Origin of the sequence: Ensifer sp. LBL (genome assembly GCF_050435225.1) — a bacterium.
Classification (GTDB): domain Bacteria; phylum Pseudomonadota; class Alphaproteobacteria; order Rhizobiales; family Rhizobiaceae; genus Ensifer.
This window is the reverse complement of record NZ_JBNDJY010000002.1, coordinates 33,348-59,044: the sequence shown is the minus strand read 5'-3', so window position 1 is coordinate 59,044 and position 25,697 is coordinate 33,348. Positions and strand designations below refer to the sequence as shown.

25 protein-coding genes are annotated in these 25,697 nt (G+C 63.1%); 14 read left to right on the top strand and 11 right to left on the bottom strand.

Going from position 1 to position 25,697, the window contains the following annotated elements:
• Nucleotides 1-8: 8 nt before the first annotated feature.
• From OKW20_RS07610 to OKW20_RS07600, 3 genes are all read left to right on the top strand, one after another.
• Nucleotides 9-986 carry a TRAP transporter substrate-binding protein gene (locus tag OKW20_RS07610; RefSeq protein WP_043614729.1) on the top strand — a complete coding sequence of 326 codons (978 nt, stop codon included), beginning with the start codon at nt 9-11 and terminating at the stop codon, nt 984-986.
• 79 nt (nt 987-1,065) lie between these two features.
• Nucleotides 1,066-1,587, top strand: coding sequence for a TRAP transporter small permease (locus OKW20_RS07605; protein WP_429171255.1), 522 nt, complete (start codon nt 1,066-1,068; stop codon nt 1,585-1,587).
• Nucleotides 1,588-2,868 (top strand): TRAP transporter large permease, encoded by a 1,281-nt coding sequence (locus OKW20_RS07600; RefSeq protein ID WP_429171253.1) that lies wholly within the window; start codon nt 1,588-1,590, stop codon nt 2,866-2,868.
• Between the two features lie 67 nt (nt 2,869-2,935).
• Here the strand turns inward: OKW20_RS07600 and OKW20_RS07595 are convergent, their stop codons facing one another.
• The 3 genes from OKW20_RS07595 to OKW20_RS07585 form a co-directional block, all read right to left on the bottom strand.
• A complete protein-coding gene (locus tag OKW20_RS07595; RefSeq protein ID WP_429171251.1) occupies nt 2,936-3,268 on the bottom strand; it encodes a tetratricopeptide repeat protein in 333 nt (110 codons plus the stop codon).
• Between the two features lie 25 nt (nt 3,269-3,293).
• The gene (locus OKW20_RS07590; RefSeq protein ID WP_429171249.1) at nt 3,294-3,890 is read right to left on the bottom strand and encodes a flavin reductase family protein; all 597 of its coding nucleotides are present in this window, start codon (nt 3,888-3,890) and stop codon (nt 3,294-3,296) included.
• Between the two features lie 151 nt (nt 3,891-4,041).
• The gene (locus tag OKW20_RS07585; RefSeq protein ID WP_429171247.1) at nt 4,042-4,650 is read right to left on the bottom strand and encodes a superoxide dismutase; all 609 of its coding nucleotides are present in this window, start codon (nt 4,648-4,650) and stop codon (nt 4,042-4,044) included.
• 164 nt (nt 4,651-4,814) lie between these two features.
• Here OKW20_RS07585 and OKW20_RS07580 point away from each other — a divergent pair, with 164 nt between their 5' ends.
• Complete coding sequence (locus OKW20_RS07580) at nt 4,815-5,426, top strand: helix-turn-helix transcriptional regulator (protein ID WP_429171245.1); 612 nt, start codon at nt 4,815-4,817, stop codon at nt 5,424-5,426.
• Between the two features lie 60 nt (nt 5,427-5,486).
• Here OKW20_RS07580 and OKW20_RS07575 read toward each other — a convergent pair whose 3' ends face one another.
• The 5 genes from OKW20_RS07575 to OKW20_RS07555 form a co-directional block, all read right to left on the bottom strand.
• The gene (locus OKW20_RS07575; protein ID WP_429171243.1) at nt 5,487-6,254 is read right to left on the bottom strand and encodes a 3-hydroxyacyl-CoA dehydrogenase; all 768 of its coding nucleotides are present in this window, start codon (nt 6,252-6,254) and stop codon (nt 5,487-5,489) included.
• Between the two features lie 105 nt (nt 6,255-6,359).
• Nucleotides 6,360-6,680, bottom strand: a complete 321-nt coding sequence (locus tag OKW20_RS07570; RefSeq protein ID WP_051659531.1) for a FliM/FliN family flagellar motor switch protein — start codon at nt 6,678-6,680, stop codon at nt 6,360-6,362.
• Nucleotides 6,681-6,835: 155 nt separating this feature from the next.
• Nucleotides 6,836-7,192: a hypothetical protein gene (locus tag OKW20_RS07565; protein WP_429171241.1), complete on the bottom strand. Its 357-nt coding sequence runs from the start codon at nt 7,190-7,192 to the stop codon at nt 6,836-6,838.
• A gap of 307 nt (nt 7,193-7,499) precedes the next feature.
• Nucleotides 7,500-7,763 carry a hypothetical protein gene (locus tag OKW20_RS07560; RefSeq protein WP_429119324.1) on the bottom strand — a complete coding sequence of 88 codons (264 nt, stop codon included), beginning with the start codon at nt 7,761-7,763 and terminating at the stop codon, nt 7,500-7,502.
• On the bottom strand, nt 7,760-8,563 hold the full coding sequence (locus OKW20_RS07555) for a DUF899 domain-containing protein (RefSeq protein ID WP_429171239.1): 804 nt from the start codon (nt 8,561-8,563) through the stop codon (nt 7,760-7,762). Before OKW20_RS07555 ends, OKW20_RS07560 begins: the two co-directional genes overlap by 4 nt.
• Nucleotides 8,564-8,807: 244 nt before the next feature.
• Here OKW20_RS07555 and OKW20_RS07550 point away from each other — a divergent pair, with 244 nt between their 5' ends.
• The 6 genes from OKW20_RS07550 to OKW20_RS07525 all read left to right on the top strand — a co-directional run bounded on the left by OKW20_RS07550 (nt 8,808) and on the right by OKW20_RS07525 (nt 15,628).
• On the top strand, nt 8,808-10,652 hold the full coding sequence (locus tag OKW20_RS07550; protein WP_429171238.1) for a phospholipase D-like domain-containing protein: 1,845 nt from the start codon (nt 8,808-8,810) through the stop codon (nt 10,650-10,652).
• A gap of 295 nt (nt 10,653-10,947) precedes the next feature.
• Nucleotides 10,948-12,120, top strand: a complete 1,173-nt coding sequence (locus OKW20_RS07545) for an ABC transporter substrate-binding protein (RefSeq protein WP_429171236.1) — start codon at nt 10,948-10,950, stop codon at nt 12,118-12,120.
• Between the two features lie 179 nt (nt 12,121-12,299).
• Nucleotides 12,300-13,166, top strand: coding sequence for a branched-chain amino acid ABC transporter permease (locus OKW20_RS07540; protein ID WP_192450487.1), 867 nt, complete (start codon nt 12,300-12,302; stop codon nt 13,164-13,166).
• Nucleotides 13,163-14,167 (top strand): branched-chain amino acid ABC transporter permease, encoded by a 1,005-nt coding sequence (locus tag OKW20_RS07535; RefSeq protein ID WP_429171234.1) that lies wholly within the window; start codon nt 13,163-13,165, stop codon nt 14,165-14,167. Before OKW20_RS07540 ends, OKW20_RS07535 begins: the two co-directional genes overlap by 4 nt.
• A complete protein-coding gene (locus OKW20_RS07530) occupies nt 14,167-14,931 on the top strand; it encodes an ABC transporter ATP-binding protein (RefSeq protein WP_043614699.1) in 765 nt (254 codons plus the stop codon). The genes OKW20_RS07535 and OKW20_RS07530 overlap by 1 nt, the downstream gene beginning before the upstream one ends.
• A complete protein-coding gene (locus OKW20_RS07525; RefSeq protein ID WP_043614697.1) occupies nt 14,912-15,628 on the top strand; it encodes an ABC transporter ATP-binding protein in 717 nt (238 codons plus the stop codon). Before OKW20_RS07530 ends, OKW20_RS07525 begins: the two co-directional genes overlap by 20 nt.
• Before the next feature lie 50 nt (nt 15,629-15,678).
• On the opposite strand, the gene OKW20_RS07520 is transcribed toward OKW20_RS07525, so the two are convergent.
• A complete protein-coding gene (locus OKW20_RS07520; protein ID WP_429171232.1) occupies nt 15,679-17,685 on the bottom strand; it encodes a CHASE2 domain-containing protein in 2,007 nt (668 codons plus the stop codon).
• Nucleotides 17,685-21,353 (bottom strand): FecR domain-containing protein, encoded by a 3,669-nt coding sequence (locus tag OKW20_RS07515; RefSeq protein ID WP_429171231.1) that lies wholly within the window; start codon nt 21,351-21,353, stop codon nt 17,685-17,687. The genes OKW20_RS07520 and OKW20_RS07515 overlap by 1 nt, the downstream gene beginning before the upstream one ends.
• Before the next feature lie 320 nt (nt 21,354-21,673).
• On the opposite strand from OKW20_RS07515, the gene OKW20_RS07510 reads away from it, so the two are divergent.
• Entirely contained in the window at nt 21,674-21,988 is a 315-nt protein-coding gene (locus OKW20_RS07510) for a hypothetical protein (RefSeq protein WP_043614691.1), read from the top strand.
• Nucleotides 21,989-22,104: 116 nt separating this feature from the next.
• Here the strand turns inward: OKW20_RS07510 and OKW20_RS07505 are convergent, their stop codons facing one another.
• Nucleotides 22,105-22,791 carry a GntR family transcriptional regulator gene (locus OKW20_RS07505; RefSeq protein WP_043614689.1) on the bottom strand — a complete coding sequence of 229 codons (687 nt, stop codon included), beginning with the start codon at nt 22,789-22,791 and terminating at the stop codon, nt 22,105-22,107.
• A 204-nt stretch (nt 22,792-22,995) separates the two neighbouring features.
• Here OKW20_RS07505 and OKW20_RS07500 point away from each other — a divergent pair, with 204 nt between their 5' ends.
• The 3 genes from OKW20_RS07500 (at nt 22,996) to OKW20_RS07490 (ending at nt 25,663) form a co-directional block, all read left to right on the top strand.
• Nucleotides 22,996-24,039 carry a 4-hydroxythreonine-4-phosphate dehydrogenase PdxA gene (locus OKW20_RS07500; RefSeq protein ID WP_043614687.1) on the top strand — a complete coding sequence of 348 codons (1,044 nt, stop codon included), beginning with the start codon at nt 22,996-22,998 and terminating at the stop codon, nt 24,037-24,039.
• 75 nt (nt 24,040-24,114) lie between these two features.
• The gene (locus OKW20_RS07495; protein WP_429119316.1) at nt 24,115-25,101 is read left to right on the top strand and encodes a Bug family tripartite tricarboxylate transporter substrate binding protein; all 987 of its coding nucleotides are present in this window, start codon (nt 24,115-24,117) and stop codon (nt 25,099-25,101) included.
• A 61-nt stretch (nt 25,102-25,162) separates the two neighbouring features.
• Nucleotides 25,163-25,663: a tripartite tricarboxylate transporter TctB family protein gene (locus tag OKW20_RS07490; protein ID WP_043614681.1), complete on the top strand. Its 501-nt coding sequence runs from the start codon at nt 25,163-25,165 to the stop codon at nt 25,661-25,663.
• Nucleotides 25,664-25,697 lie beyond the last annotated feature (34 nt).

The following is a 25,697-nucleotide window of genomic DNA, read 5'->3' as shown; positions in this document are numbered from 1 at the left end:
AGGAAAACATGAAGAAAATTGCAAGCATGCTTTGCGTCGCCATGGGGCTGGCGTTTGCCGGCACAGCGGCGCAGGCGCAGGAAATCACCCTGCGTTCGGCAGACATCCATCCGGATGGCTACCCGACCGTCGATGCGGTCAAGTACATGGGGCAATTGCTCTCCGAGCGCACCAACGGCCGCATCAAGATCGAGGTCATGAACAACGGCGTGCTCGGCGGCGAAAAGGACACGATCGAGCAGACCCGCTTCGGCGTCATCGACATGAACCGCGTCAACGCAGCACCCTTCAACAACCTCGTCAAGGAGACGATGGTTCTCGGCATGCCGTTCCTGTTCCGCTCGACGGAACACATGCACAAGACGGTGGATGGCCCGATCGGCGACGAGATCCTGGCAGCCTTCGAGCCGCACGGCCTGATCGGCCTTGCCTTCTACGATAGCGGCGCGCGCTCCTTCTACACGACCAAGAAGCCGATCGAGAAACTGGCTGACCTGAAAGGCCTGAAGATCCGCGTGCAGCAATCCGATCTCTGGATCGCGATGATGCAGGCCTTCGGCGCCAACCCGACGCCGATGCCGATGGGCGAAGTCTATTCCTCGCTCGAGACGGGCGTCGTCGATGGTGCCGAAAACAACTGGCCATCCTACGAATCCGCCCGCCATTTCGAGGTGGCCAAGAATTACTCGCTGACCGAGCACTCCCTCAATCCGGAAATCCTCGTCATTTCCAAGATGAGCTGGGACAAGCTTTCCCCTGAAGACCAGACACTGCTCCGCCAGGCGGCCAAGGACAGCGTCGGCAAGATGCGCGAGCTTTGGAGCGCGCGCGAAAAGGCGTCCGAGGAGAAGGTTCGCGCTGCCGGTGCGAACGTGATCAAGGTCAACAAGGAGGAGTTCGCGGCCGCCATGGGGCCGGTCTACGACCAGTTCGTCAGCGATCCGAAGCTGAAAGACCTTCTCGAAAGGGTGAAGGCCGTCAAGTGACAGCGGTGAGGCCGGCTCCGGGATCGGGGCCGGCTTTCGCTACCGTTCACCGGATCGCCTTTGCGGAGGAGGAAGACACATGCGTCGTTTCATGCGGACGATACGTCCGCTTCTAGGCGCGCTGAGCCGCGCTTCGCTCTACATCGCCGGCATCGGCATGGTCGCGATGACCCTGATCGTCGGCTGGCAGGTCTTTGCCCGCTATATCCTGAACGACTCGCCGAGCTGGTCGGAGCCCTTGGCTCTCCATCTCATGGCCTGGTTCATCATGCTCGGCGCTGCCGTCGGCGTGCGGGAAAGCGTGCATCTCGGCCTTGATGTCGTCCGACACGTGATGAAGCCGTCGGTGCAGCTGGCCATGGATCTGGCGAGCCTCGGGCTGATCGTCGTCTTCGGGTTGGCGATGGCCTACTACGGCCTGCTCCTTTCGGCCGGCACCTGGACGGCGACCATTCCGGTTCTCGGATGGCCCGGCGGCGTCGACTTTTTCCCGCTCATCGTCGGCGGCGCCATGATCGCCCTTTTTGCGGCGGAGCGCTTTCTCGACCAGTTTCTCGGTGTCGAACTCGCGGCGGATGTCGTCGTGCAGGAGATGGCCTGAATGGCTTACACTATCCTCTTCGGGGTCTTTACCCTGCTGATGCTCATCGGCATGCCGATCGCCTTCTGCCTCGGCATCGCTTCGTTCGCGACCGTGCTCTATCTCGGCCTGCCGCCGGTGGTGGTGTTCCAGCAGCTGAATTCGGGCATGAACGTCTTTGCCATGATGGCGATCCCGTTCTTCATCTTCGCTGGCGACCTGATGGTGCGCGGCGGCATCGCCAACCGGCTGATCCAGTTTGCCGCCGGGCTCGTCGGCCACCTGCGCGGCGGACTCGGCCAGGTCAACATCGTTGCCTCGACGCTTTTCGGCGGCATTTCTGGATCGGCCGTTGCCGACGCCTCCGCGGTCGGCGGCCTGATGATCCCGCAGATGGCCAAGCGCGGCTATGACCGCGACTATGCCGTCAACGTCACGGTCAATGCGGCGATCATCGCGCTGATGGTTCCGCCGTCGCACAACATGATCCTCTATTCGATCGCCGCCGGCGGCAATGTCTCGGTCGCCGATCTCTTCACCGCCGGCATCATCCCGGGGCTCTTGCTCGCGCTCGCGCTGATGGTGACGGCCTATGTCGTTGCCAGGCGCCGGGGCTACCCGTCCGAACCGTTTCCGGGCTTTGCCAAGGTCTTCTACTACCTGCTCGCCTCGTTCCCCGGCATCGTGCTGATCGGCATCATCTTCGGCGGCGTGCGCTCCGGCGTCTTCACCGCCACGGAAAGCTCGTGCATCGCCGTGCTCTATGCCTTCCTCGTTGCCATGTTGGTCTATCGCGAACTCGACTGGTCGGGTTTCGTCGAGGCGGTCATGGGGGCGGTGCGCACGACAGCGATGGTGCTGCTCGTCATCGGCATGGCGGCGTCCTTCGGCTGGCTGATGGCCTTCCTGCAGGTACAGGCATTGATGATCAGCGCCATCGGCGCGATCTCGGAAAACCCGATCATCGTGCTGCTCGTCATCAACATCATCCTTCTGATCCTCGGCACCTTCATGGACATGGCGCCGATGGTGATCATCTGCACGCCGGTGCTGCTGCCCGTGGTCAAGGCCTTCGGCATCGATCCCGTGCACTTCGGGGTGGTGATGATCCTGAACGCCGGCATCGGCCTCAACACGCCGCCGGTCGGAACGGTGCTGTTTGTCGGCTGTGCCGTCGGAGGGATCAGCATTCGCGAGGCGATGCGCACGATCTGGCCGTTCTTCGGCGCCAGCATCGCCGTGCTGATGGCGGTGACCTACATACCGGCGCTGTCGCTCTGGCTGCCTTCGGTCTTCAAGTGAGTTGACGGTATCGCGATACTTCCGGGCTCGGTAACTCTGCCGGGCCTGGCGTCCCTTTGCCGGCCGGCTATTCGTTTCCGTTGGCGGCGAGACACTGGCGCTCCAGGCGCTTCAGGAAGACGCCGATTTCCTTTGCTGCCTGCAGATCGCCCTTCCGCTCGGCGACCGTACGGCCTTCGCGCCAGACCTGAATTGCCTCCTGGTGGCGGCCGAGCTTGAGGAGGATCGCGCCGCGCAGCTTCCATGCTGCCGAATAGTCCGGATCGAAGGCGAGCGCCCGCTCGACATGGGCCAAGGCGGTTTCGAGATCCGCTTCCTGGAGGCAGATGCTGCCGAGTGTGAAGCGTAAAAGGGCGTCGTCCTTGCCGTCCTGTAAGAGCTTTTCGAGCACTTGCCGCATGGCTTCTTCCTCCGCGATCGCCGGTTCAGGCCGCAGGCTTGCTTGGGGTAAGGGGCGCATGCCCATTGCTCGCCAGCGTCGGCAGCGATCTCGTCCTGTCGAGAGACTGATACCGGCGACGGCCCCAGATCAAGGGGTCGGCATGGGCAGATGTCTCGGTTGCGACAATTGTTCCCACGAACAGCATATGGTCGCCCACCTCGACCGAAGCGCTGAGCAGGCAGTCGAGCGTGGCAGCCGCGCCGAGCAGCCTTGGCCGTCCGCTCGGCCACTCAGCCCAGATGCCGACGAGATAGCGCTTCGACGCTTCGATCTTGCCGGCAAAGGCATCTGCGATCAGTTCCTGGCCCTCAGCCAGCATGGCAAGCGAAAACCCCCGCTCGGCGGCGATCAGCGCGGCAAGCGGACTGTCCGCCTTGATCGAAACGACGATCGAGGGCGGGTTGGCGGAGAGCGAGAAGGTGGCCGTCACCGTCCGGCCAAGACTGTCGGCACCCTTGCCGGCGCTCGCCACGCAGACGGTTGCGGCGAGATGCGACAGGGTGTCGGCGAACTCCGGTTTCGACACGGCGAGGGCCGCATGGGCGTCGATGGCAAGGGAGGGCGGAGGTGTCTGGCGCATGGGGCTTCTTCCAAGATGAAATAGCCCGTGGCGGCGGGGAGACGCCACGGGATTTGCAGAAGCCTGAGCTCAGGCGGGGGCGAGCGGCTGCTGCAACTCTTCGACCGATCGGCGCGCGAACGTTCTCCAGTCCGCGCCGCGTTTCAATCGGTCAGGCGGACTTCAGTTCCGCTTCGGCAAACTCGTAGTTGGCAAGCTTGTCGAGGAAGTTCGAGGTGTAGTCCGGGCGACGATTGCGGTAGTCGATGTAATAGGCGTGTTCCCAGACATCGAGGCCGAGCAGCGCCTTGCCCTCGTTGGTGGCAACCGGGTTGGAGCCATTGGCGGTCTTCGTCACTTTCAACTTGCCGTCCTGGCCGAGTACCAGCCAGGCCCAGCCCGAACCGAACTGGCCGGTGGCGGCGGCCTTGAAGGCATCCTTGAAGGCGGCGACGCTGCCGAAATCTTCGGTGATCTTCTTTTCAAGCACGCCCGGGATCTGGCCGCCCTTCGGCGAAAGGTTGTTCCAGAACAGGATGTGGTTCCAGTGCTGGCCGGCATTGTTGAAGACCGGGGCCAGTTCCGCCTTGCCGTGGCTGAGTCGAATGATCTCTTCCAGCGACAGGCCGGCGAGCGAGGCATCCTTGTCGACGAAGCCATTCAGTGCCGTGACATAGGCCTGGTGATGCTTGCCGTGGTGAAACTCGATCGTCTCGGCGCTCATGCCGTTGTCCGAGAGTGCTGTGGCGGCGTAGGGAAGGGCGGGAAGTTCGAAGGCCATGGTCAAATCCTTTGCGGGCGGGGCACTCTCGGATCACTTGTCTGCGAACGTAGGAGAGTGTATTTAGCAAGACAATTCTTTGTAAATATGCGCGCGGGAATATGTCAAGCGATCACTTGTTAAATCCAAAGCAAAGCGCCGGCCGCACCCCGGGCGAACGCATCATGCTGGCCCTGAAGCTACACGGGCCGCAGACCGCGGCAGCGCTCGGCAAACGCCTGGCGATCACCGGAGAGGCCGTGCGCCAGCAGCTCGTGCGTCTCGCCGAGGACGGGCTGGCCATGTCATGGTCCGAGGCAAAAGGTGTCGGTCGTCCGTCGCAGTTCTGGGGGCTGACGGCTGCCGGCCATGCGGAGTTTCCCGATACGCATGCGGAGCTGACCGTTCAGCTCTTGCGCACCATCCGGCAGACGCTTGGCGATGAGGCGATCGACCGGCTGATCGCCGCCCGCGAGGACGAGACCCGTCAGAACTATCGTGCGGCGATGGTGGAGAAGGAGAGCCTGCGCGAACGGGTCGACGTGCTCGTTCGACTGCGGTCGCAGGAAGGTTATATGGCGGCTTGCGAGGATCCGGGCGACGGTACGCTGCTGTTCGTCGAGAACCATTGTCCGATCTGCGCTGCCGCGACCAGCTGCCAGGGCTTTTGTCGGGCAGAACTGAGCGTGTTCCGCGCGGTGCTCGGCCCCGGCGTCGAAGTCGAGCGCGCCGAGCATATCCTGGCCGGCGCGCGACGGTGTGCCTATGTGGTCAAGCCGGCCGCTCGGGCCGCCTGATCCTGTCAGGACAACGGCCTGGCGCACGCCCGTCGACGGGCGCCGCCAACTCCAATCGTGTCAGCGGGCGCCCATGCGCAGGGCGCCGTCGAGGCGGATGACCTCGCCGTTCAGCATGCGGTTTTCGCAGATGTGCTGGACGAGTGCCGCGAATTCGTCCGGTTTGCCGAGGCGCTGCGGGAAGGGCACGCTCTTTCCGAGCGAATCCTGCACTTCTTGCGGCATGCCGGACATCATCGGCGTTTCGAAGATTCCAGGTGCAATGGCGACGACGCGGATACCGTAGCGCGCGAGTTCGCGGGCAATCGGCAGCGTCATCGAGACGACGCCGCCCTTAGAAGCGGCATAGGCCGCCTGGCCGATCTGTCCGTCGAAGGCGGCAACCGAGGCGGTGTTGACGATCACCCCGCGCTCACCATCTTCGCCGGGCTCTTCGCGCTGGATCGCTTCGGAGGCGAGCCGCAGCATGTTGAAGGTGCCGACGAGGTTGATCGCGACCGCGCGCGAAAAGCTGTCGAGCCGGTGCGGACCGTCGCGGCCGAGCACCTTTTCCCCCGGCGCGATGCCGGCACAGTTCACCAAGCCGTGCAGATGTCCGAAGCGGTCGAGGGCCGCTGACACTGCGGCGGCGCCATCCGCCTCGCTGGTGACATCCGTCTTCTGGAAAAGCGCGTTGCTGCCAAGCTCCTCGGCCATCTGCTGGCCGGCTGCGGCGTTGACGTCGGCAAGGACCACGCGGGCGCCCGAGCCGTGCAGCCGCCGCGCGACGGCCGCCCCCAGACCCGACCCGCCACCGGTAACGATAAAGACTTTTCCATCGATCAGCATATGAGGCTCCTCCCGTACCGGATCGTGTCGTTGAACTACCGACATAGCCTTGCTGGCTGTCGAAGCCAAGTTCCGCTGACGACGAGCGGCCTTACGCCTCGGAGCCTATTGGGCGCCGATCGGGGAGATTTCGATAATCTTGATGCCGATGGCGTTGGTGGCTTCATCGAAGACGATCTCGCCGCGGCCGATGACCATGCCGTTGACCTTTAGCTCCACCGGTTCGCCGAAGTTGCGATCGAGATGGATCGTGTCGTCCTGATGGAGTTTCGAGATCTGCGACACCGTCAGCTTGGCGCGCCCGATGACCGCTTCGATTGCGAGCGGAATGCCCTGAACTGCGCGTTCGCTCATGACGGAACGGCCTTCGAACGCAGGGCTTTCGTCGAGCTCGACCAGCTCATCCTGTAGCTTCTTGTTAATCATTCTGCACCATCCAAAGCACTGATTCACGACTCTTTAACAAAGAGTTGCGCCAGTTCGCCCTGGGTGGCAACCGTGGCTAAATGGGGGTTCCCCGTGCCTTGCAAGCGAGCGTTAACAAAGTGTTAAAATCCACAATGCGGAGGCGGTGAAAGCCGTCAAAGCGTCACCGCAGCCCAGTTTCCGTCCCGTTTCTGGAATCCGATCATGCGGCGGCCATTCGGCAATTTGTCGCCGAGTCGCACGACATAGACGTAACCCTCGTAGACCATCAGCCCGCGATCGCCGTCGCTGAAGAGGATCTGGAAATTCGGCGACTGCATCATCGTGGCGTCGATCTCGGCGCCGGTCACAGCCGGGGCGACAGCTGCGAGCTCCGACGAAGGCTCTTTCGCTCCACGCATATAGTAGAGCGATGCCGCGGCGGCTGTAACGAAAAGCAGCAGGCCGCCTGCCAAAGGCAACAGGCGGTTCTTGAAACGTGTCGGGTTCGGTTGAGAGGCGGCAACACTCAAGGTCAACTTCCTGATTCGCTGTATTTTCCGAACGGATCCGGTCACAGGTGGAAAGCGACTGATCTCTCCGGCCGATTCAATTGCCGGATATCTTGCCAAATCTACCTAGTGGAACCGTTCCGTACTTCAAGCCGAGAAGTCACTTGCTTCTCCGACTCGGGCAGCATGCCCACTCGCCGATTTCAGGGACATATGCCCATCGGCGTTTCCACATCTTTTGCGTGCCGTGCGACAATAGCATGTCGCTGGATGATTTTTTAGCTCCCGACGCCGGCAACTGCCAGGCGCCGAGAGCAAAGACCGATCGCTAGCTCTTTCTGATGTCGATCAGTTTCAGCCAGGGCTGAAGGTGAAAGGCACCCATCAGCAGATACATGGCGGTCATCCCGCCGATTGCCGCATGTCCGGTGACGCCGCACAGCATCGGATCGGCCCCGGCGGTCCCCATGTTCGAAAGAACGGCCATCAGGGCGAAGGTGGGGGCGGCGGCAAGCGCCAACCCCGCCGCTATCAAACGGGCGAGGGAGGGCGCCCGCCCGTCGCGCTCACCGGAACGGGCGCCGATGCTCATGGCTTCGCGCTCGTGTCGGAAGCGCGCATCGCGGCCTCGCCGGCATCCGATACTTGGACCCATCTCTTGTCCGGGGCAGCGCCTTCGACGTAGCTGTCGTTCCAGTTCCACCACTTGTAGGTCGGGGTCTGCGGATATCCGGCCGGCGAATCCTCCCACACCTCCTGTCGGCCGAGCGGAGTGATGTCGAGATAGTTCCAGGTGCCGCCCATCTGTTCGTCGCCGCGGCTGTTGACGAGGTAGGTGCGAAAAAGCTGTTCGCCGTCGCGGAAGAAAACATTGTGGCCGTGCCACTCGCCCACGTCGAAATCGACATCGAAGCTGTCGGTGATGGTGTACCAGGGCATGGTCCAGCCCATCCGCGCCTTCAGCTTGATAATGTCCGCCTGCGGGGCGCGCGAGGCAAAGACCAGGGTCGTGTCACGGGCGTTGAGGTGCGACAGATGCGCGACCTGATCGGCGACCATCGAGCAGCCCCGGCAGCCGTGATCGGGCCAGCCGTGCACGCCCGGTTCAAAGAAAGCGCGGTAGACGATCAACTGGCGCCGGCCGGCAAAGAGGTCAAGCAGGCTCGCCTTGCCGTCGGGGCCCTCGAACACGTAGGTTTTGGTCACGGCCATCCAAGGCATCCGCCGGCGCTCGGCGGCCAGCGCGTCGCGGGCGCGAGTGTGCGCCTTTTCCTTTACCAGCATTTCCTGCCGGGCCGTTTCCCATGCCTGCTGTGAAACCACCGCCGGCTTCTGCATCGCCGGCTCGGCGTCCGCGCGACCGTTGTCGCGTTTCTCGATTGTCTGAGTCATGGTGCCGTTTCTCCTCGTTTCAGCAAAGCTTCTCAACGCAAGGCCGATGCCTTGCAGTCCTGAGCAGCTTGACACCGCAGGAGGAACGACGGGAGTAACAAGTGTGGCGGTGTTTTCGAGGCGCTGCCGCTGCCACCGGACAGCGGCGCGAGGGGTACCAATCCAGCGCCTTTTTAGTTGTCGCTGTTGTAATTCCTTGAAGTTGAGCGAGTATGCTTGTCGCAACCATACGCGGGAGGGCGGCATGCATTTCGTTTCGGATGCGGTTGGCGGGTACAAGGTCTTTGCCGTGTCGGGGGTCAATACGGTTTCGTTCGCGATCGACTATCGCAACGCCGACACCACCGGGCTTCTCGGTTTTGCAGTCGAGAGGCATGATCCCGCGGAAGGCGAGCGGTACTACATGTACGGCTTCAAGGTCTTCGAGACGGTGATCTCCCATCCCAACGAGGATACCGTCGTCCTGACCTACGACCATCCCGTTCAGAGTTTCGTCTGGGACGACTTCACGGCCAAGCCCGGTCGGCGCTACGACTATTACTTCCATCCGCTCACGGGCCATGCGAAGAACATCGATCGTTCGGCGCCTGCCATCCGGATCGGCATCAAGACCGAGCCGCTTTTCAGCGAGGAGACGCACGACGTCTTCTTCAACCGCGGTGTCGCGAGCAGCCAGGCCTACCGGCGCCGTTTCGGAAACAAGCCGCCGGACAAGCTGGAAACGCGCGAAAAGACGCTCGAGGCGCTGCAGTGGCTGAGCCGGGACCTTGACGAAGCACTGCTGCGTTTCATCGACGAGGCGGAAGCGGGGGACACGCTGCTCGGCTGCTTCTATGAATTCAGATATCGCCCCGTCGTGGAAAGGCTGAAGGCTGCCTTCGAGCGCGGCGTCGACGTGAGGCTCGTGCTCGACGCGAAGGAAAATGCCTATACCGACAAGAAGGGCAAGTTCCACGAGAGCTTTCCGCGCGAGGAAAACAAGCAGATCGTTCGCACCGTAGGGCTTTCGAAGGCGGCGATCGCACGGTGGCGCGAGAACAATCCCGCCGACATACAGCACAACAAGTTCATGGTGTTGCTCCCCAAGGATCAGGGCCGAAAGCCGCAGGTCTGGACCGGCTCGACGAACCTCTCGATGGGCGGGGTGCATGGCCAGACCAATGTCGGGCATTGGGTCCGCGACGCCGATCTCGCCAAGGCTTTCGAAAGCTATTGGACATTGCTTGCCGGCGACCCCGGTGCGGCAAAGACCGATAATGCTGCCGCGAGTAGGGCAAAGCGAAAAGCCTTTCGCAAGGCGGTCGCCGACCTTGCCGCGGTGCCGCAGGCGCCCGCCGATATTCCAGGCGGCGTGACCTCGATCTTCAGTCCGCGTGCCGGAAGCGCTGTCCTCGATATGTATGTGAAGACGCTGGACGAGGCTCGCTCCTATGGCGGCGTGACGCTCGCCTTCGGGATCAACGACCGCTTCAAGCAAGCGTTTCTCGACAACAGCGCCCAGTCCGGCGTGCATCCGGTGCTCTTCCTACTCCTGGAAAAGCGCGACCTGCCTAAGGCCAAGGCAAAGAAGCCGTTCATTCCGCTCACGGCGCGACAAAACGTCTATCAGGCCTGGGGATCCTATCTGCGCGATCCGGTCTATCAGTGGGCGCGGGAAACCAATGCGCGGGCGCTCGGGCTCAACACTCACGTCGCTTATGTGCATTCCAAGTTTCTGCTCGCCGATCCCCTTGGCGCGGATCCGATGGTCGTCACCGGTTCGGCGAACTTCTCGGACGCGTCGACCAACGACAACGACGAAAACATGCTGCTCATCCGTGGCGATCGGCGCGCCGCCGACATCTACTTCACGGAGTTCAACCGCCTGTTCAACCACTATTATTTCCGTTCTGTCCGAGAGGCGACGGCAAAGAAGAAGTCTGATCGGGACAGGGCGGCGCGCGTCGGGACGTCCGAGGGGGCCGGAGCCAGTCTGTTTCTCGATGAAACGGGCGAATGGCTGAAGAAGTACGAGCCCGGCAAGTTGCGAGCCAAGCGCGTCCAGGTCTTCATCGACATGGCGCAGCCGGAAAACCTGCCGCCGATCTAGATCGGCCGCGAACCCGCGATCGCTCCGCCACGGTGTCGTTTGCTATGCTCCCCCGTGTTGATCGCAATGGGCTGGCGCGCGTGCGGGAACGTCGTGTCATGCGCTGGGGATTTCGGTACCCTCGGCTGGCCGAGGGGCGTCGCCTGTGCCAAAACATAACCCCTAAATTATGATTGGCACCCCATATTTCATTTTTACATCACCGTTTGGCATGGCAAGCTGACAACCATCAAATCGACAGTCGTTTGCGACGAGGATGCGGGCGCGGGAGTGGCCGGCATCTCAGGGAGGAAATATGAAGCGGATGATTCTGGCTGCGGTTGCGGCTTTGGCAATGAGCGGTGCTGCCTATGCCGACACGATCAAGATCGGTGTCGTCGGACCGTTCTCCGGCCCCTTCGCCCTGCAGGGCAAGAACTTCAAGGCTGGCATCGACGCCTATATGGCGCTGAACGGCAGCAAGGTCGGCGACGACGATATCGAGATCATCTACCGCGACGTGCCGCAGGCCGATCCCGCCCAGTCGAAGGCGCTGGCGCAGGAACTGGTCGTCAAGGAAGGCGTGCAGTATCTCGCCGGCTTCTACTTCACCCCGGATGCAATGGCGGTGACGCCGCTGCTTACCCAGGCGAATGTGCCGCTCGTCATCATGAACGCAGCGACTTCGGCGATCGTCACCAAGAGCCCGCTCGTCGTGCGCACCTCGTTCACCACCTGGCAGACCTCGACGCCGATCGCCAAGGTTGCCAAGGATGCCGGCGTTTCCAAGGCCATTTCCGTCGTCAGCGACTACGGCCCGGGCGTCGATGCCGAAAACGCCTTCAAGGCGGGCTTCGAAGCGGCCGGCGGGCAAGTGGTCGAAGCGATCCGCATGCCGCTTGCGACCAACGACTTCTCGCCGATCATGCAGCGCATCAAGGATTCCGGTGCCGAGGGTGTATTTGCCTTCCTGCCGTCCGGCCCGACGACGCTCGGCTTCGTCAAGGCCTTCAAGGAAAACGGCCTGAAGGACGGCGGCATCAAGTTCTTCGCCCCGGGCGACCTGACGCAGGAATCCGATTTGCCTGCTCTCGGCGAGGCCGCGCTCGGCATCCAGACGACCTTCCATTACGCCGTCTCGCACGACTCGCCGGAGAACAAGGCCTTCGTCGAAGCGGCGAGCAAGGCGATCGGCAACCCGGCCGAACTCTCCTTCCCTTCGGTCGGCGCCTATGACGGCATGCACGTGATCTACAAGATGATCGAGGCGACCGGCGGCGAGCAGGATGCGGCAAAGGCCGTGGAAGCCGTCAAAGGCCTTTCCTGGGTCAGCCCGCGCGGTCCGGTGACGATCGATCCGGAATCGCGCCACATCACCCAGAACATCTATCTGCGCGAAGTCGCCAAGGCCGATGATGGCACCTATTACAACAAGGAAATCCAGACCTTCGAGAAGCAGGGGGACCCCGGTCTCGCTGCGCTGAAGTAGCCGACTTGGGCGGGCGCCCACGCGCCCGCTGCCACCGATGACGCGGTGACCGGTTGCTCTCGAGCGACCGGCGCGCCCTGCGGCGCCGCGAATGCTGGCGCCTGACTGCCGCTCCGCGCATAGTATGCGCACCGAATCCGGCGCAGCCAAATTTGGAAGAAAGGGCAACGGATAGCCCCATGCAAACCGTCCTCAGCATTGCGATCGACGCCCTTGCCTATGGCATGGTGCTCTTCGTCATCTCCATCGGCCTTTCGGTCACCATGGGCCTGATGCGCGTGGTCAATCTGGCGCATGGCGCCTTCGCCATGATCGGCGGCTACATTGCCTCCTATGCGGCCCGCGATCTCGGTCTTGCCTATGGCTTTGCCGTTCTGCTCGCGATCTTCGGCACCATCATCATCGCCGTGCCGATCGAGCGGCTGCTCTACCGGCGGATCTACGGCGCACCGGAACTGACCCAGGTGCTGATGACCATCGGCATTACGTTCTGCATCATCGGCATCGCCAACTATGTCTTCGGTCCGACGCTGAAGACGGTGCCGCTGCCTGGCGAACTGCAGGGGTCGGTCGATCTCGGCTTCCGGGCGATCGCCACGCACCGCATTTTTGCGATCGTCTGCGGCCTCGCGGTTGCAGCCGGCCTCTGGTACGCGATCGAAAAGACGGCCTTCGGCGTCAAGTTGCGTGCTTCGGTCGACAATGCCGCGATGGCCGCCGCCCTCGGGGTGCGCACGGAGATCGTCTATGCCGTAAGCTTTGCTGTCGCCGTGGGGCTTGCGGCTTTCGGCGGCGTGGTAGGAGCGGAGCTTCTACCGGTCGAACCCTATTACGCGCTGCGCTACATGGTGACGTTCCTCGTTGTCGTCTCCGTCGGCGGTGCCGGCTCGATCCCGGGTGCGCTGGTTGCCTGCCTGCTGCTCGGCGCGATCGATACGACCGGTCGTTATCTCATGCCGGAATTCGGCGAATTCTTCTTCTATCTGGCTGTGATCGCGATCATCTGCGTCTTCCCGCGCGGGCTCGCCGGGAGGGCCAAGGGATGACCATGACGACGACGAACGACTTGATCGCGACCGCTCCCGCGCGTCGGCGGTTCGGTGGCGGAGACCTTATCGGACTGGCGGTGATCCTGCTGGTCGCGGTGATTGGCTACTTCCTCTTCCCCAACAATCTGGCGCTCCTGACCCGGATCATCGCCGCCGCGCTTCTGGTGCTGTCGCTCGATCTCGTCACCGGCTATTGCGGTGTCGCGACGCTCGGGCACGCGGCCCTCTTCGGCGCCGGCGCCTATGCGGCCGGCATCGCCTCGGCGCATTACGGCATCAACGATCCGCTGGCGATGCTCGCTTTCGGCATCGTCGCCGGCGCGGTCGCCGGGCTTATCTGCGGGGTCGTCATCCTGCGCGCCCACGGGCTACCGCAACTGGTCCTGTCGATCGCGCTCATCCATCTCTTCCACGAGTTCGCCAACAAGGCTTCGTCCTGGACCGGTGGCAGCGACGGGCTCTCCGGCATTGCGCCGACGGCGCTTCTCGGCCTCTACGAGTTCGACCTCTGGGGCCGCACGGCCTATGTCTTCGGCGTGGCTCTGCTTGCCGTCGTCTTCGTCGTGCTGCGGCTGATCGTGCGCTCGCCCTTCGGTATGCTGTGCCGCGGCATCAAGGAAGATCCGATCCGCATCCGCTCGATCGGGGCGTCGCCGAAGATCGCGCTGACCAAGATGTACGTCATATCCGGTGCCGTTGCCGGCGTCGGTGGCGCTCTGAACGCGATATCCACCCAGGTCGTTGGGCTCGACAGCCTCTCCTTCACCATGTCGGCCGAAAGCTTGGTCATGCTGGTGCTCGGCGGTACCGGCTCGCTCTTCGGCGCGCTCACGGGCACTGTCCTCTTCATGTTCTTCGAGGACGTCGTCTCGGCCGCCAATCCCTTCCACTGGCTGACGATGGTCGGCGTGCTGTTGATCGCCGTCGTACTCTTCGCACCGAAGGGCATCTATGGCACCGCGGCTGCGTTCTTCGCCCGCCGCAAGGAGGCACGGTGATGCAGCCGATCTTTGAAGTACGCAATCTGAAACGCGCCTTCGGTGGGCTTGCGGTCACCAATGACGTCAGCCTCAGCATGGCGCCGGGCGACCGGGTCGCGCTGATCGGGCCGAACGGTGCCGGCAAGACCACCTTCGTCAATCTCGTGACCGGCAATCTCAAGCCGGATTCAGGCGAGGTGCGCATTGACGGTGAGGCCGTGACCAGCGTCGACGCCATCGGCCGCGTGCGGCGCGGGCTTGTGCGCTCGTTCCAGGTGACGCGGCTTTTTGCCGACATGACGCCTTCCGAGCATGTCGCGCTCGCCGTCCTGCAACGCACCGGCCGCGCCGGTCGCCTGTTCGGCAATTTTCTCGGCATGCCCGATGTCATGGCCGAGGTGGAAGACCTTCTTGGCAAGCTTGGCCTTCGGGAACTAATGCACCGCAAGGTGAGCGAGATCGCTTATGGCCAGCAGCGCTTGCTGGAAATCGCGGTTGCGCTGGCGTTGAAACCGCGGGTGCTGCTGCTCGACGAGCCCGCCGCCGGCGTGCCGCAGAGCGACACGGGCCGGATCGAGCAGGCGCTCGCCGACCTGCCGGCCGACCTTGCCGTGTTGATGATCGAGCACGACATGGATCTCGTCTTTCGCTTTGCCAAGCGCGTGGTCGTGCTGGCCGCCGGCGCGATCATCTTCGACGGTTCGCCGTCCGACGTGACGAAGGATCCGCGCGTGCGGGAAGCCTATCTGGGGAGCTATGCCAATGCCAGCCACGCCGCTTGAGGTGGAAAACCTGTCCGCCGGCTATGGGCCGACGCGGGTGCTCGAAGGCGTATCCTTTGCCGTTCCGGCGGGCGCCCGCCTTGCCGTGCTCGGCCGCAACGGCATGGGCAAGACGACGTTGCTTGCGACGCTTGCCGGCCAGACCCGCCGTTATGACGGGCGCATCCGCATGGGCGGTACGGACGTAACTGCGTTGCCGAGCGCTGCGCGCGCCATGCAGGGCCTCGGCTTCGTGCCGCAGGCGCGCTGCGTCTTCCCAACGTTGACCGTCGAGGAGAACCTGTTCGTCGGCCTCAAGAGCCGACCGAAAAGCGCGATCCAGGAAGCCTACGACATGTTTCCGCGTCTCTTCGAGCGTCGGCGCAATCTCGGCAGCCAGCTCTCCGGCGGCGAACAGCAGATGCTGTCGACGGCACGCTCCATCCTCGGTCGTCCGTCGATCCTGCTGCTCGACGAACCGCTCGAAGGCCTGGCGCCTGTCATCTGCGAAGAACTGATGAAGGCGTTTGCCGAACTGGCAAAGACCGGCGACATGACGATCGTGCTGGTCGAACAACGCATCCAGAGCGCGCTCGATTTTGCCGACCGGGTGATCGTGCTCGAACGGGGCCGGATCGCCTGGTCCGGAACGCCGGACGCGCTGGCGGGAGATCACGACGCCGTCGAACGGTTGCTCGGCGTCGGCGGGCTCCACTGACCGCGCGACTGCTTTCGCCCGGTCACTTTCGCTCGGTCACTTTCGCTCGTTCACTTGGGTTCCCGCCTTGACGTATCGAGGCGGGTGCGTTCCCTTTCGTAGTAGCGCGCGAGCGGTGGCAGGGCGCTCTTCAACTGGTCGAACACCACGTCATGCACCCGAAGCGTGCCGTCATACTTGGCCTGCACGAAGGTTTGATGGCGTTCGAGCGCTTCTTTCTTCGCGCCGACGGCGACCGTGAAGACCGGCGATACGGCGCTGCGGCCCTTGACGGTGATGCGATCGAGTTCGGCGACCGGGAACGTCTTCTCGACAAGACGCGCGGTCTCCTCACCGAGGAGCAGGGAGATGCCGTAGTCCTTCGATGCGCCTTCGAGGCGGGAGGCCAGATTGACGGCGTCGCCAAGGGCCGAATAGTCGAAGCGCTGGTGTGAGCCCATGTTGCCGACGACGCATTCGCCGGTATTGATGCCGATGCCGATCCTCAGGGTTTGGGCCGATCGGCGGTCCCATTTCGCCTCATCTTCGAGTTCCCGGTTCACCCGTTCCAGCCGCGCAAGCATGTCGAGCGCCGCTCCGACGGCGTGCACGGCATGGTTGGGATCGTCGAGCGGTGCATTCCAGAAGGCCATCAGGCAATCGCCGATATATTTGTCGATGGTTCCGCCCTGTTCGAGCACGGCTTCTGAAAGCGGCGTCAGCAGCCGGTTGACCAGCGCCGTCAGTCGCTCCGGATCCTCCTTCATTTCCTCGGCAATGGTCGTAAAGCCCCGGATGTCGCAAAAGAGGATCGACAGCGTGCGCCGTTCGCCGCCGAGCCTGAGGTGTGACGGGTCCTTCGCCAAACGCTCGACAAGGGCAGGGGAGAGATATTGCTGGAAGGCGCGGGTGATTTCCCGGCGCTTCCTGCGCTCCTCCGCATAGTCGAGCCCGGCCTGGCCGGCAGTCACGGCAAGGAACGCAAGCCCAGGCCCAAGCGGCGACAGGAAGACGTGGCCGAGGCGCATCGCGGCATAGCTGGCGGCGATGATGAGGCCTATGGCGACGGCGCCATAGGCAAGCGTGCGCCAGCCGGTCGTGCGCAGCACTGAGAAGGCCGCCAACATCGCAGCCAGCGCAATGGCTGCAACCACATATGGCCTCGCGGCGCGCTGTATGAAAAGCTCATGGGCCAGATTGTCGTAGATGGTTGCCTGCATCTCGACGCCGGAGACGAGCTTGTTCGAATGCACGGTGTCCGATGTGGTGAAGGCATCGGCCCCGCCTTCGGCGATCGATGGCGCATTCTGCAGGCTGAGACCGACGAGCACGACGCGGTCCTCGAACATGCCTTCAGGCAGGAAATTGTCGGGATCGAGCGCCTGGTAATAGGAGACGGTGGGATAGGTCCGCGCTGGTCCGAAAACCTGGATCAGCGCGTCCTTTGGCGGTGCGTGCGATTTTGCGCCGGCAATTGCCGCGAGCACTGCCGCAAAGCCGTCCGGATAGTCGGGAACGGCACGCAACGTTCCGTCGCCGCTGAGGCTGACGGAGGCAATCCCGGTCCAGGCGCCCTTTGCGATGAAGCGGGCGAGCGGCTCGGTACGCACGAACTGGTCGGCCTGGGGCGCCTCCACCACCGTCTGGTCGCCGGCAAGAACCACGTCCGCCCCGAGCGCCTTTTCCAACGCCTCGTCGTTGGCGGGATCGGCCGAAGGCTCGGCGAAAATCACGTCGATCCCGATCGCGCGTGCGCCGGCCTTGCGCAGCGCCTCGATGAGGCGCGCATGCAGCGCGCGCGGCCAGGGCCACTGGCGACCGATTTCGGCCATCGACGGTTCGTCGATGGCGACGATGATCGGGCTGTCCTCGGGGAGCGGCGGGCCGTCGATGGTCGACAGGTAGTCGAAGCTGCGCAACTCGTTCAGCCGCCAGGCATTGGTCAAGGTGGCGAGCGACAGCGCGATGGCGACGAACACCGCGAGCGCGAGAAGCTTCAACCGCCGTTGCAGGAAACGGGGGCTGTCCCATCGTCCGGGCCGACCACTCGATGCCTGCACCGTGACGCGCTCCCCCATCAAAACCGCACTTTGATCGTGCCCTTGAACGTTCGTCCCCAGCCGGGCAGGCCATTGCCCAGTTCGAAATCTTCATCGAGCAGATTGAAGGCTGCCAGATCGACCTCGATCTGCTTGTCGAACGGCTCCCACTGCAAGGCGGCGTCGAGCGTCCAGAAGTCGTCAAGCGTCTTTAACCCGCCGAGTCGCGAGCCGACATAGTTGGCAGCAACGGTCGTCTTGACGTTCGCCGTGCTGACCCAAGTCAGCGCTGCCTGGCCAGTGTTTTCTGGCACGAACAGCAGTTCGCCGGGCTGGCTGCCGGTGTGTTCCTTGACGTCGGCTTCCGTGTGGGCCGCGGTCAGGGACAGGCCGAAACCATGGCCGATGGCAAAGTTCGCGGTCGCCGCAACCCGGTCAAGCCCGACCTTGGCATAGGCAAGACTGGTGGTGGAAAGCGGAATGTCGAGCGCGAGTTGCCGCACCTCCTGGTGCTGGTAGTCGAGCGCGGTGAAGAACCAACTGTTCCACTCCGCGTCCCAACGAAGCGCCAGCGTATCGGCATAGCCTTCGGCGCCGAAGCGCAACTGGTTCGGCTGCAGCCCGACGATGCCGATCGGCGCAAGGGTGGCGACGTCGAAATTGAGGCCGTCGCGCATGGCGGCCGCGCGCAGCCAGTGCCCTTCAGCCGGCGCCCAGGCGATGCCGATTTTCGGCTCTAGCCTGACATCGCCATCGTTGACGCCTTCGATGTAGCGGGCAAAGAGGGCGCCTTCCGTCTTCAGGTCCGGCGTAATTTCGTAGATGGTGTCGATATAGGCCTTGGCGACGGTCTGTGTTGCGGACGTCGAACCGGATGCGATGACCGGCGCATTGCTGCTGCCGGTGCTGACGCCCAGCGGATCGAAAATGTCGAACGACTGCGATGACCTGACGACACCGCCTTCGATGCCGTAGCGCCAGGTGAAATCGCCGTCGCCGTAAAGGTGATTGACGGCGGCGATATAGGTTCGCTGCTTGTCCTCGCTTCGGCTGGTGGCAATATCTGGAAAGCGCGGGTCCGTGAGCCTCACCCGCTCGTTTTCCGTGGTGGACTGATCGGAGAAGAAGAACGCCGCATTGGCGATGTTGCGGTAGCCGAAGGTGTGGCTCCAGGCCACGCCCGAGAGCAGTCGCGAGGAATCGTCGTCGCTCAGTCCGTCGAGCTTGAGAGGGGCGGCGCGGGGATCCGGGATGTCGAAAATACTGCGTTTGTCGTCGAGATCGCCGTAGTTGGCATAGGCGACGACCCTGTCATCCGGCGTCGGCGTGGCCGTCACGTAGCCATTGCCGCCAAGCAGGCGCGCTTCCCGCTCGATCGCCAGCCCGTTGCCGATATCGATCGTATCTTGGGGTTTCTCCCAATGGACATTGCCGTAGACGCTGATCGGGAAGGGCGAGAACGTCAGTCCGCGCAGTTCCGCTTCGCCGATCCCGCCCTCATGGTCGCTGTCGGCGATGATGCCGCCTGCGACCGCGGCCTCGAAGAACGGCCGCTGGACGAGGTTCGCCGTGCGCTCGCGGCTTGCCAGCATATGCGGCTCGATCAGCAGCCCCTGGAAGAAGGCGGAGAAGCTCTGCGGATTGGCGGTGTTGACGACCGGGCTGCCGTCGAAATCGTAGGTGTTGAACAGCGGATTGACGCTGCCGCGGATCGCCTGGTCGACATAGCTCGACCCGGTGAACGGATCGAAGACCACATCGCCGTAATATTGCCCCCAGGCGTTCAGCCCCTGCAGGCGGAAGGCGTCGTTGAGCGTCGATCCGGCATCCTGATTGGCGCCGAGCGGCGCGCTTTCGCCGCCCCGCGCCCGGGTGCGCCGCATGATCTCCTGCGCATAGCGGATCGCCGCATCGGAATCGTATTCGTCGATCGCAATCGCGGTCCGCACGGTTGAGACAACAGGATCGTTCGGGTCGAGCCGGTCGGCATTGTCGAGAGCCTGCGCCGCCGGGATACGGTCGCCCTTTTCATAGTGCGCCGCCGACAGCAGCAACTGCGCGTTGGAATAGGCGGGGTTGGCGGTGGAACCGGCCAAGAGGTCGTCGAGCGCCTTATCCAGGTCGCCGTTCTGCAAGTGGTATCGGCCGCGGGCGACGAGCACGAGGTCGAAGGAGGGGTCGATCGCGAGCGCGGCATCGATCTCGCGCTTTGCTTCCGCAAGCCGCATTTCGTCCAGGTATTGATAGGCCAGATTGGCGTGGTAGAGCGGGTCGGCCGGATCGAGTTCCACGGCCTTCCGGAATGCTCTCTCGGCGCCGCGATTGTCGCCCCGCTCGCTTTTTGCCAGACCCACCCAGTTCCACAGCGACGGGTCGCCCGGCGTGATTTCCAGGGCCCGCTCAAGATCCGCCAGCGCGCCCTCCCGGTCGTTTTCAATGAGCAAACGATACTTGGCGCGCGATTCCAGCGCGGTCGGATCATCAGGATCGTTCGCAAGCGCCTTTTCGATACCGGCGCGCGTTTCGTCTCGATCGTCGAGCAGCATCGCGAATTGCGCGCGGGCCGCTGGAAGGAACGGATCGTCCGGATATCGCCGTTCCGCCTTCTTGATCGTGTCGATCGCTGCTCGAATGTCGGTGCGGAAGCCCGCGGTCCAGGCGGCAGCGAAGGCGCCATAGGCACCCGTTGCCTGAGACGGTGGCTCCTCGATCCGGTCCGGGTCGGCGAGAGCGCGTGCAAAATAGCCGCCGAAGGCCGCAACGGAGCGGCGGTCGGCGTCAAGCCCCGGGGCTGCCTTTTCGAAGAGCTGTGCCGCATCGCCGTAGCGGTTTTCGGAGCCGGCAATCAGCGCTTCGACGAGATAGGCGCGCGCGGCTTGAGACCGGTTGAGGCCGAGGCGTCGGGCCTGTTGAAGGGCGGCCGTGGCCTGGGACCGCCCGTCGAACCGCAGTTGGATTTCGGCGAGCGTCAGCCACTCTTCGGCCGAGCGCGACGCTTCCGGCCGGGCTTCGATCCGGTCGCGCGCATTGCGCATGTCGCGCACCTTGAGCGGGGTTGACGGCATCAGGGCAAAGGCGTCGCGCAAGGACAGATGGAAAAGCATCTGTTCGCGGTCCTTCGGCGTCACGATCACGATCTTGGTCGGCGCCTTGCCGATCGCGGCAACGGCGCCTTCGCCCTGCTTCACCGTGACGCTGCCGAGGTCGTTGCTGAGCTCAACCACGCCCTCGAGCACGGTCAGCGAAGTCGTGTCGCCGGCGACCGTCAACGTCCAGTCGGTGCCGCGTATGGCGGCCGTTGCCGCCGGCGTGTCGATCGTCAGGCCCTGGCCACCCCGTTCCGCCCGCGCCCAGATCGTGCCCGACTGCAGTTCGAGACTGGTATCGCTGCCCGCGCCCGTATTCGTACCCATGCGCTTGACGCGCAACGCCGTGTTGCGGCCGAGCCGGATCTGGGTGTGGTCGGAGAAAAGCACCGCCAGCGCCCCGGTCGCATTCGTGCGCAGGATATCGCCGGACAAAAGGTCCTGTGCGAGATCGACGAAACGCCAGCTCGAAACGTCGAAGAAGCGCACTTCCTCACCGGATTTGCGGGCAATCACCGATCCGGCGACGGGCGGTGTTCTTTGAACCGGCTCTGCCATGCTTGCGCCTGGACAGAGGATTGCCACTGTCGCAAGCAGTCCCCGAAGCCGTTGCCGCCCCATCTTCGTTCCCGTCTCCGCCCCACCGTGATTCAGTGAATTTCGATCAGGGTAAAGTCAATAGAATTCGAATATTCTTAATTAAGCTCAGGTTGATGCGCCTCTCCTCAGAGGCAGAGCTGCAACACTGGGCGCGGAACGAGCGAGCACGGCCTGCATTCTCATTGGCGGCGGGAAATTGGGAGGAGAGGTTTGTCTAAAATACAATATTCGAAAAGGCGATTTTAGAAATATATTTTCTTGTAATGGTTGTGCACTCCATGGCTGCATCGGCGCGCGCCATGCCAGCGGTGGCGGAACCAAATATAATGAGGAGAGAGTTTGTGTTTGCGATCAAAGGCATTGGAAAGATGATCACCTCGATTGGAGGGAGCATGCCGAAGCCCCCGATTTCTTCATTTTCGCCGACGAATTTGACGTCGCTGAACCCGCTGTCGAAAGCGCTCTCGGCCTCGCTCGGTGGGGTCGGTCCGCTGGCGACGACGCCAGGCCTGATTTCCAGGTTTTCCAGTCTGGATCTGGCGGGAAACAAGGCGTTGGCCGCAAATCCGGCGCTCCGCGACGCCCTTCTCGGGCTGCAAAAACAGACTGCAGCGGGTAGCGCAAAGGCCGTTACCAACGCCTATTCGAAGTTCTGATAAGGATACGCTGTCGCGCGAGCCCCGCTGGGGCTCGCTTCCCGCGCTGCCCTCGATTCAAGGGAGGAGAGAGCGACCCTTGCGGGCCCGATAGGGGACGTCGCCGCGGCGGCGCCTCAAACCGAAGACTTTACTCGTTCCCAGGCGTTGGTGAGATGGCGGCAGAGAACCTCCGAGAGCCGGTCCTTGTCGCGTGCTTCGAGCGCGAGAATCATCTCGTCGTGCTCGCCAACGGAGGCGGCCCATTTCTCCGGGCCTTCGTGGCCGATGAAGCGAATGCGCTTCAGGCGTGTCTGCAGCACGCCGTGCATATCCGCGAGCGGCGCATTGTCCGAGAGCTGGACGATCGCCGAGTGGATCTGCTGATTGAGCTTGTAATACTGTAGCCGCTCGCCGGCCTTGTAGCGGCGGACCATCTCGTCGTGCAGGGCCCGCACTTCGGCGATGCCGGCGTCGCTCGCAGCGTCACAGGCAAGCCGGCCGGCCAGCTCTTCGAGCGTGCGCAGCACGGTCAGCATGTCGCGGATATCCTTGCCGCTGAAGCGCTTGACGACAGCACCTCTGCTCGGCACCAGCTCCACCAGCCCCTCGCTTGCCAAATACTTGATGGCTTCGCGCAGCGGCGTGCGCGAGACGCCGAGCTGCTCGCCGAGTTGACCTTCATGCAGACGCGTGCCGGGCGAGAGATCACCCTCGATGATCATGTCGCGCAGATGCGTGACCAGCGTGTCGTGCAGCGCAGTGCGTCGGATCGGGCCGGGGCCGCCCTCGGGGCGTTTCTCCAGAGAGGTAATTTCGTTCATCGTTTCGCTTCTGCATCTGGCGACTGAAGTGTCGGCCGTCTGTTCCCGTTCGCGCCAATTGAATCAGCGCTGTCTCATTAAAGCATGGAGACGGGCTCCGATATCGTCAACAGAAAATGCTGCATACAGAATACAAAAGACTTGATGCAGAATTTTGAATAACGTATGACGGCTTTCGAAAGAATGAAGTGGAGGACATCTCTCATGACGACCAACGGTGTAGCCGCTACCGGCGCGCGTCCTGTCATCGCGCTCGCTATGGGCGATCCGGCCGGCATCAGCCCGGAACTCACGGCAAAGCTGCTGGCGCTTTCCGATATTCGCGAGGCTGCCCACATCATCACGATCGGCGATCGTCGCATCCTCGATGAAGGCGCGCGCATTGCCGGCGTTACACTCGACCTCGCGTCCTCGACCTTGGAAGGCCTCGATGCCGCCGGAACCGAGCGGCATGTTTTCGTCGATCTCGGTCATCTCGATCCGGCCGACGTCGTTCGCGGCGAGGCGACGCTTGCGGGCGGCACCTTTGCGACCCGCAACTTCCGCGCAGCGCTCGAGCTGGCGCATGCCGGGAAGGCGGAGGCGGTGTGCTTCACGCCCTTCAACAAGAAGGCGATGCGCTTTGCCTATCCGGGCTACGACGACGAGATCCGTTTCGTTTCCGACGTCCTGAGCTTCACCGGCAAGATCCGTGAATTCAACGTTCTCGAGAAGGTCTGGAACGCCCGCGTCACCTCGCACATCCCGATCAAGGAAGTGGCCGACAATCTTTCGGTCGAGGCGATCCTTGCCGAGCTCGAACTGACCCAGAACTGCCTCAAGGAAGCAGGCTACAGCGAGGCGAAGATCGCTGTTGCCGGTCTCAACCCGCACGCCGGCGACGGCGGCAGCTTCGGCATGGAAGAGATCGACATCATCGAGCCGGCTGTCGAAAAGGCCAAGGCGCTCGGCTTCAACGTCGACGGCCCGTTCCCGGCCGACACGGTCTTCGGCCGTGCGCTGAAGGAAGGCTACAACGCCGTCATGACCATGTACCACGACCAGGGTCAGATCGCGATGAAGCTGATCGGCTTCGACAAGGGCGTGACCATGATGGGCGGCCTGCCGTTCCCGCTGTGCACGCCGGCCCACGGCACTGCCTACGACATCGCCGGCAAGGGCATTGCCGACGTCGGCGCCAGCCGCGAAGCGCTGCTTCTGGCGGTGCGCATGGCGAAGAAAAAGGCGGCTCTCAAGGCTGCTGCCTGATTTCGCACGCTTTCAAGCAATAACGGCGCAGGAGGAGGTCTTGCGCCGCAGAACCACAAAAACGGGAGGACCCGCATGAAGAATACCGTATCCATCGCATGCATCATGGCAGCCGTTTTCGGCGTTGCCGCTCCGGCCGCAGCTTTCGAGCCCGACCGTCCGGTTGAATTCGTCGTCACCGCCGGCCCCGGCGGCGGCACCGACATCTTCGCCCGCACGATCCAGGCGATCATCGGCAAGTACGAGCTGATGAAGGCTCCGGTCGTTGTCACCAACAAGGGCAGCGCCGGCGGCGCCGAAGGCTTCGTCTACACGGCGACGAACAAGGGCGATGCCTACAAGCTCACCTTCGGCACCAACAACGCCTATCTCCTGCCGGTCCGTGCCAAGGTTCCCTACAAGATCGAAGACCTGACCCCGGTTGCAGCGCTTGCCTCCGACGAGTTCATTCTCTGGGTCAACGGCAAGGCGTCCTACAACACCGCAGCCGACTTTGCCGCCAAGGCGAAGGAAGGCGGCCTGAAGATCGGCGGCAGCCAGTCGAAGGATGTCGACCAGATCTTGACCTCGATGATCAACGAGGCGACCGGCGCGACGATCAACTACATCCCGTTCAAGAGCGGCGGCGAAGCAGCCGTCCAGCTCGCCGGCGAGCACCTCGACGCCAACGTCAACAACCCGAGCGAAAACCTCGGTCAGTGGCAGGCCGGCATGGTCAAGCCGCTTTGCGTCTTCAAGAGCGTCAAGCTCACCAACGACGCCAAGGTTGCTGGCGACAAGGGCTGGAGCGACATTCCGACCTGCAAGGAATCGGGCATCGCCATCGACAACTACTCCATGCCGCGCACCGTCTGGCTGCCGGCTGGCGTTGACCAGGATGTGGTCAAGTTCTATGCCGACCTGATGCGCAAGGTTTCGGAAACGCCGGAATGGGCGAAGTACCTGACCGACACGTCGCAGTCGCCTGCCTACATCGCCGGCGACGACTTCAAGGCCGCCATCGAGATGGATGGCGCTGCTGTCGGCGAAGTGCTGAAGCGCGAAGGTTGGCTCGCCAACTAACAGGCGACGATCGGGACGGGTGCCATCCGGCGCCCGTCATTCGCTTTGAAAGGTCACGATCATGAGCGAGAACGGTGCGAATGGGGTCTCCCGCTTCGCGGTTGAGCTTGGTGTTGCCGCGCTGACCGGCGCCTTTGGCGCTGCGGTCTGCTACGGATCTCTCGATATCGGCGCGGGCTGGACGGAATTCGGTCCCGAAGCCGGCTATTTTCCCTTCTATGTTGGCCTTCTGATCCTTCTCGGAAGCGTCGCGAATGCGATCCACGCCCTCGTGAAACATCGCGGGTCCGGCGAGATCTTCATCGACGGCCACCGCGCCAAGGTGGTGACGTCGTTCCTGCTGCCGCTGGTCGCCTTTGCCGGCGTATCCGCCTGGCTCGGCCTCTATGTCGGCACGGCGCTCTATATCGCCGGAACCATGCTCTTCCAGGGGCGCTACAAATGGTGGATCGCGTTGCCGTCGGGTATCGCCGTTTCGCTGTTTTTCTTCATCATTTTCGAGTTCGGTTTCAAGGTTCCGCTGCTCAAGGGACCGATCGAGGCCTGGTTCGGGATCTATTGATCCCGACCGCCCAAGGGCATGTCGCGCAAGCGCG

What these genes read in the sequence shown, in the direction of transcription:
- OKW20_RS07580 (WP_429171245.1), top strand. Translation starts at nt 4,815, where the DNA reads ATGCTGGCCCTGAAGCTACACGGGCCGCAGACCGCGGCAGCGCTCGGC.
- OKW20_RS07585 (WP_429171247.1), bottom strand. Translation starts at nt 4,650, where the DNA reads ATGGCCTTCGAACTTCCCGCCCTTCCCTACGCCGCCACAGCACTCTCG.
- OKW20_RS07570 (WP_051659531.1), bottom strand. Translation starts at nt 6,680, where the DNA reads ATGATTAACAAGAAGCTACAGGATGAGCTGGTCGAGCTCGACGAAAGC.
- OKW20_RS07525 (WP_043614697.1), top strand. Translation starts at nt 14,912, where the DNA reads ATGCCAGCCACGCCGCTTGAGGTGGAAAACCTGTCCGCCGGCTATGGG.
- OKW20_RS07540 (WP_192450487.1), top strand. Translation starts at nt 12,300, where the DNA reads ATGCAAACCGTCCTCAGCATTGCGATCGACGCCCTTGCCTATGGCATG.
- OKW20_RS07520 (WP_429171232.1), bottom strand. Translation starts at nt 17,685, where the DNA reads ATGGGGGAGCGCGTCACGGTGCAGGCATCGAGTGGTCGGCCCGGACGA.
- OKW20_RS07530 (WP_043614699.1), top strand. Translation starts at nt 14,167, where the DNA reads ATGCAGCCGATCTTTGAAGTACGCAATCTGAAACGCGCCTTCGGTGGG.
- OKW20_RS07590 (WP_429171249.1), bottom strand. Translation starts at nt 3,890, where the DNA reads ATGCGCCAGACACCTCCGCCCTCCCTTGCCATCGACGCCCATGCGGCC.
- OKW20_RS07495 (WP_429119316.1), top strand. Translation starts at nt 24,115, where the DNA reads ATGAAGAATACCGTATCCATCGCATGCATCATGGCAGCCGTTTTCGGC.
- OKW20_RS07505 (WP_043614689.1), bottom strand. Translation starts at nt 22,791, where the DNA reads ATGAACGAAATTACCTCTCTGGAGAAACGCCCCGAGGGCGGCCCCGGC.
- OKW20_RS07490 (WP_043614681.1), top strand. Translation starts at nt 25,163, where the DNA reads ATGAGCGAGAACGGTGCGAATGGGGTCTCCCGCTTCGCGGTTGAGCTT.
- OKW20_RS07575 (WP_429171243.1), bottom strand. Translation starts at nt 6,254, where the DNA reads ATGCTGATCGATGGAAAAGTCTTTATCGTTACCGGTGGCGGGTCGGGT.
- OKW20_RS07545 (WP_429171236.1), top strand. Translation starts at nt 10,948, where the DNA reads ATGAAGCGGATGATTCTGGCTGCGGTTGCGGCTTTGGCAATGAGCGGT.
- OKW20_RS07595 (WP_429171251.1), bottom strand. Translation starts at nt 3,268, where the DNA reads ATGCGGCAAGTGCTCGAAAAGCTCTTACAGGACGGCAAGGACGACGCC.
- OKW20_RS07515 (WP_429171231.1), bottom strand. Translation starts at nt 21,353, where the DNA reads ATGGGGCGGCAACGGCTTCGGGGACTGCTTGCGACAGTGGCAATCCTC.
- OKW20_RS07600 (WP_429171253.1), top strand. Translation starts at nt 1,588, where the DNA reads ATGGCTTACACTATCCTCTTCGGGGTCTTTACCCTGCTGATGCTCATC.
- OKW20_RS07500 (WP_043614687.1), top strand. Translation starts at nt 22,996, where the DNA reads ATGACGACCAACGGTGTAGCCGCTACCGGCGCGCGTCCTGTCATCGCG.
- OKW20_RS07535 (WP_429171234.1), top strand. Translation starts at nt 13,163, where the DNA reads ATGACCATGACGACGACGAACGACTTGATCGCGACCGCTCCCGCGCGT.
- OKW20_RS07605 (WP_429171255.1), top strand. Translation starts at nt 1,066, where the DNA reads ATGCGTCGTTTCATGCGGACGATACGTCCGCTTCTAGGCGCGCTGAGC.
- OKW20_RS07610 (WP_043614729.1), top strand. Translation starts at nt 9, where the DNA reads ATGAAGAAAATTGCAAGCATGCTTTGCGTCGCCATGGGGCTGGCGTTT.
- OKW20_RS07555 (WP_429171239.1), bottom strand. Translation starts at nt 8,563, where the DNA reads ATGACTCAGACAATCGAGAAACGCGACAACGGTCGCGCGGACGCCGAG.
- OKW20_RS07550 (WP_429171238.1), top strand. Translation starts at nt 8,808, where the DNA reads ATGCATTTCGTTTCGGATGCGGTTGGCGGGTACAAGGTCTTTGCCGTG.
- OKW20_RS07560 (WP_429119324.1), bottom strand. Translation starts at nt 7,763, where the DNA reads ATGAGCATCGGCGCCCGTTCCGGTGAGCGCGACGGGCGGGCGCCCTCC.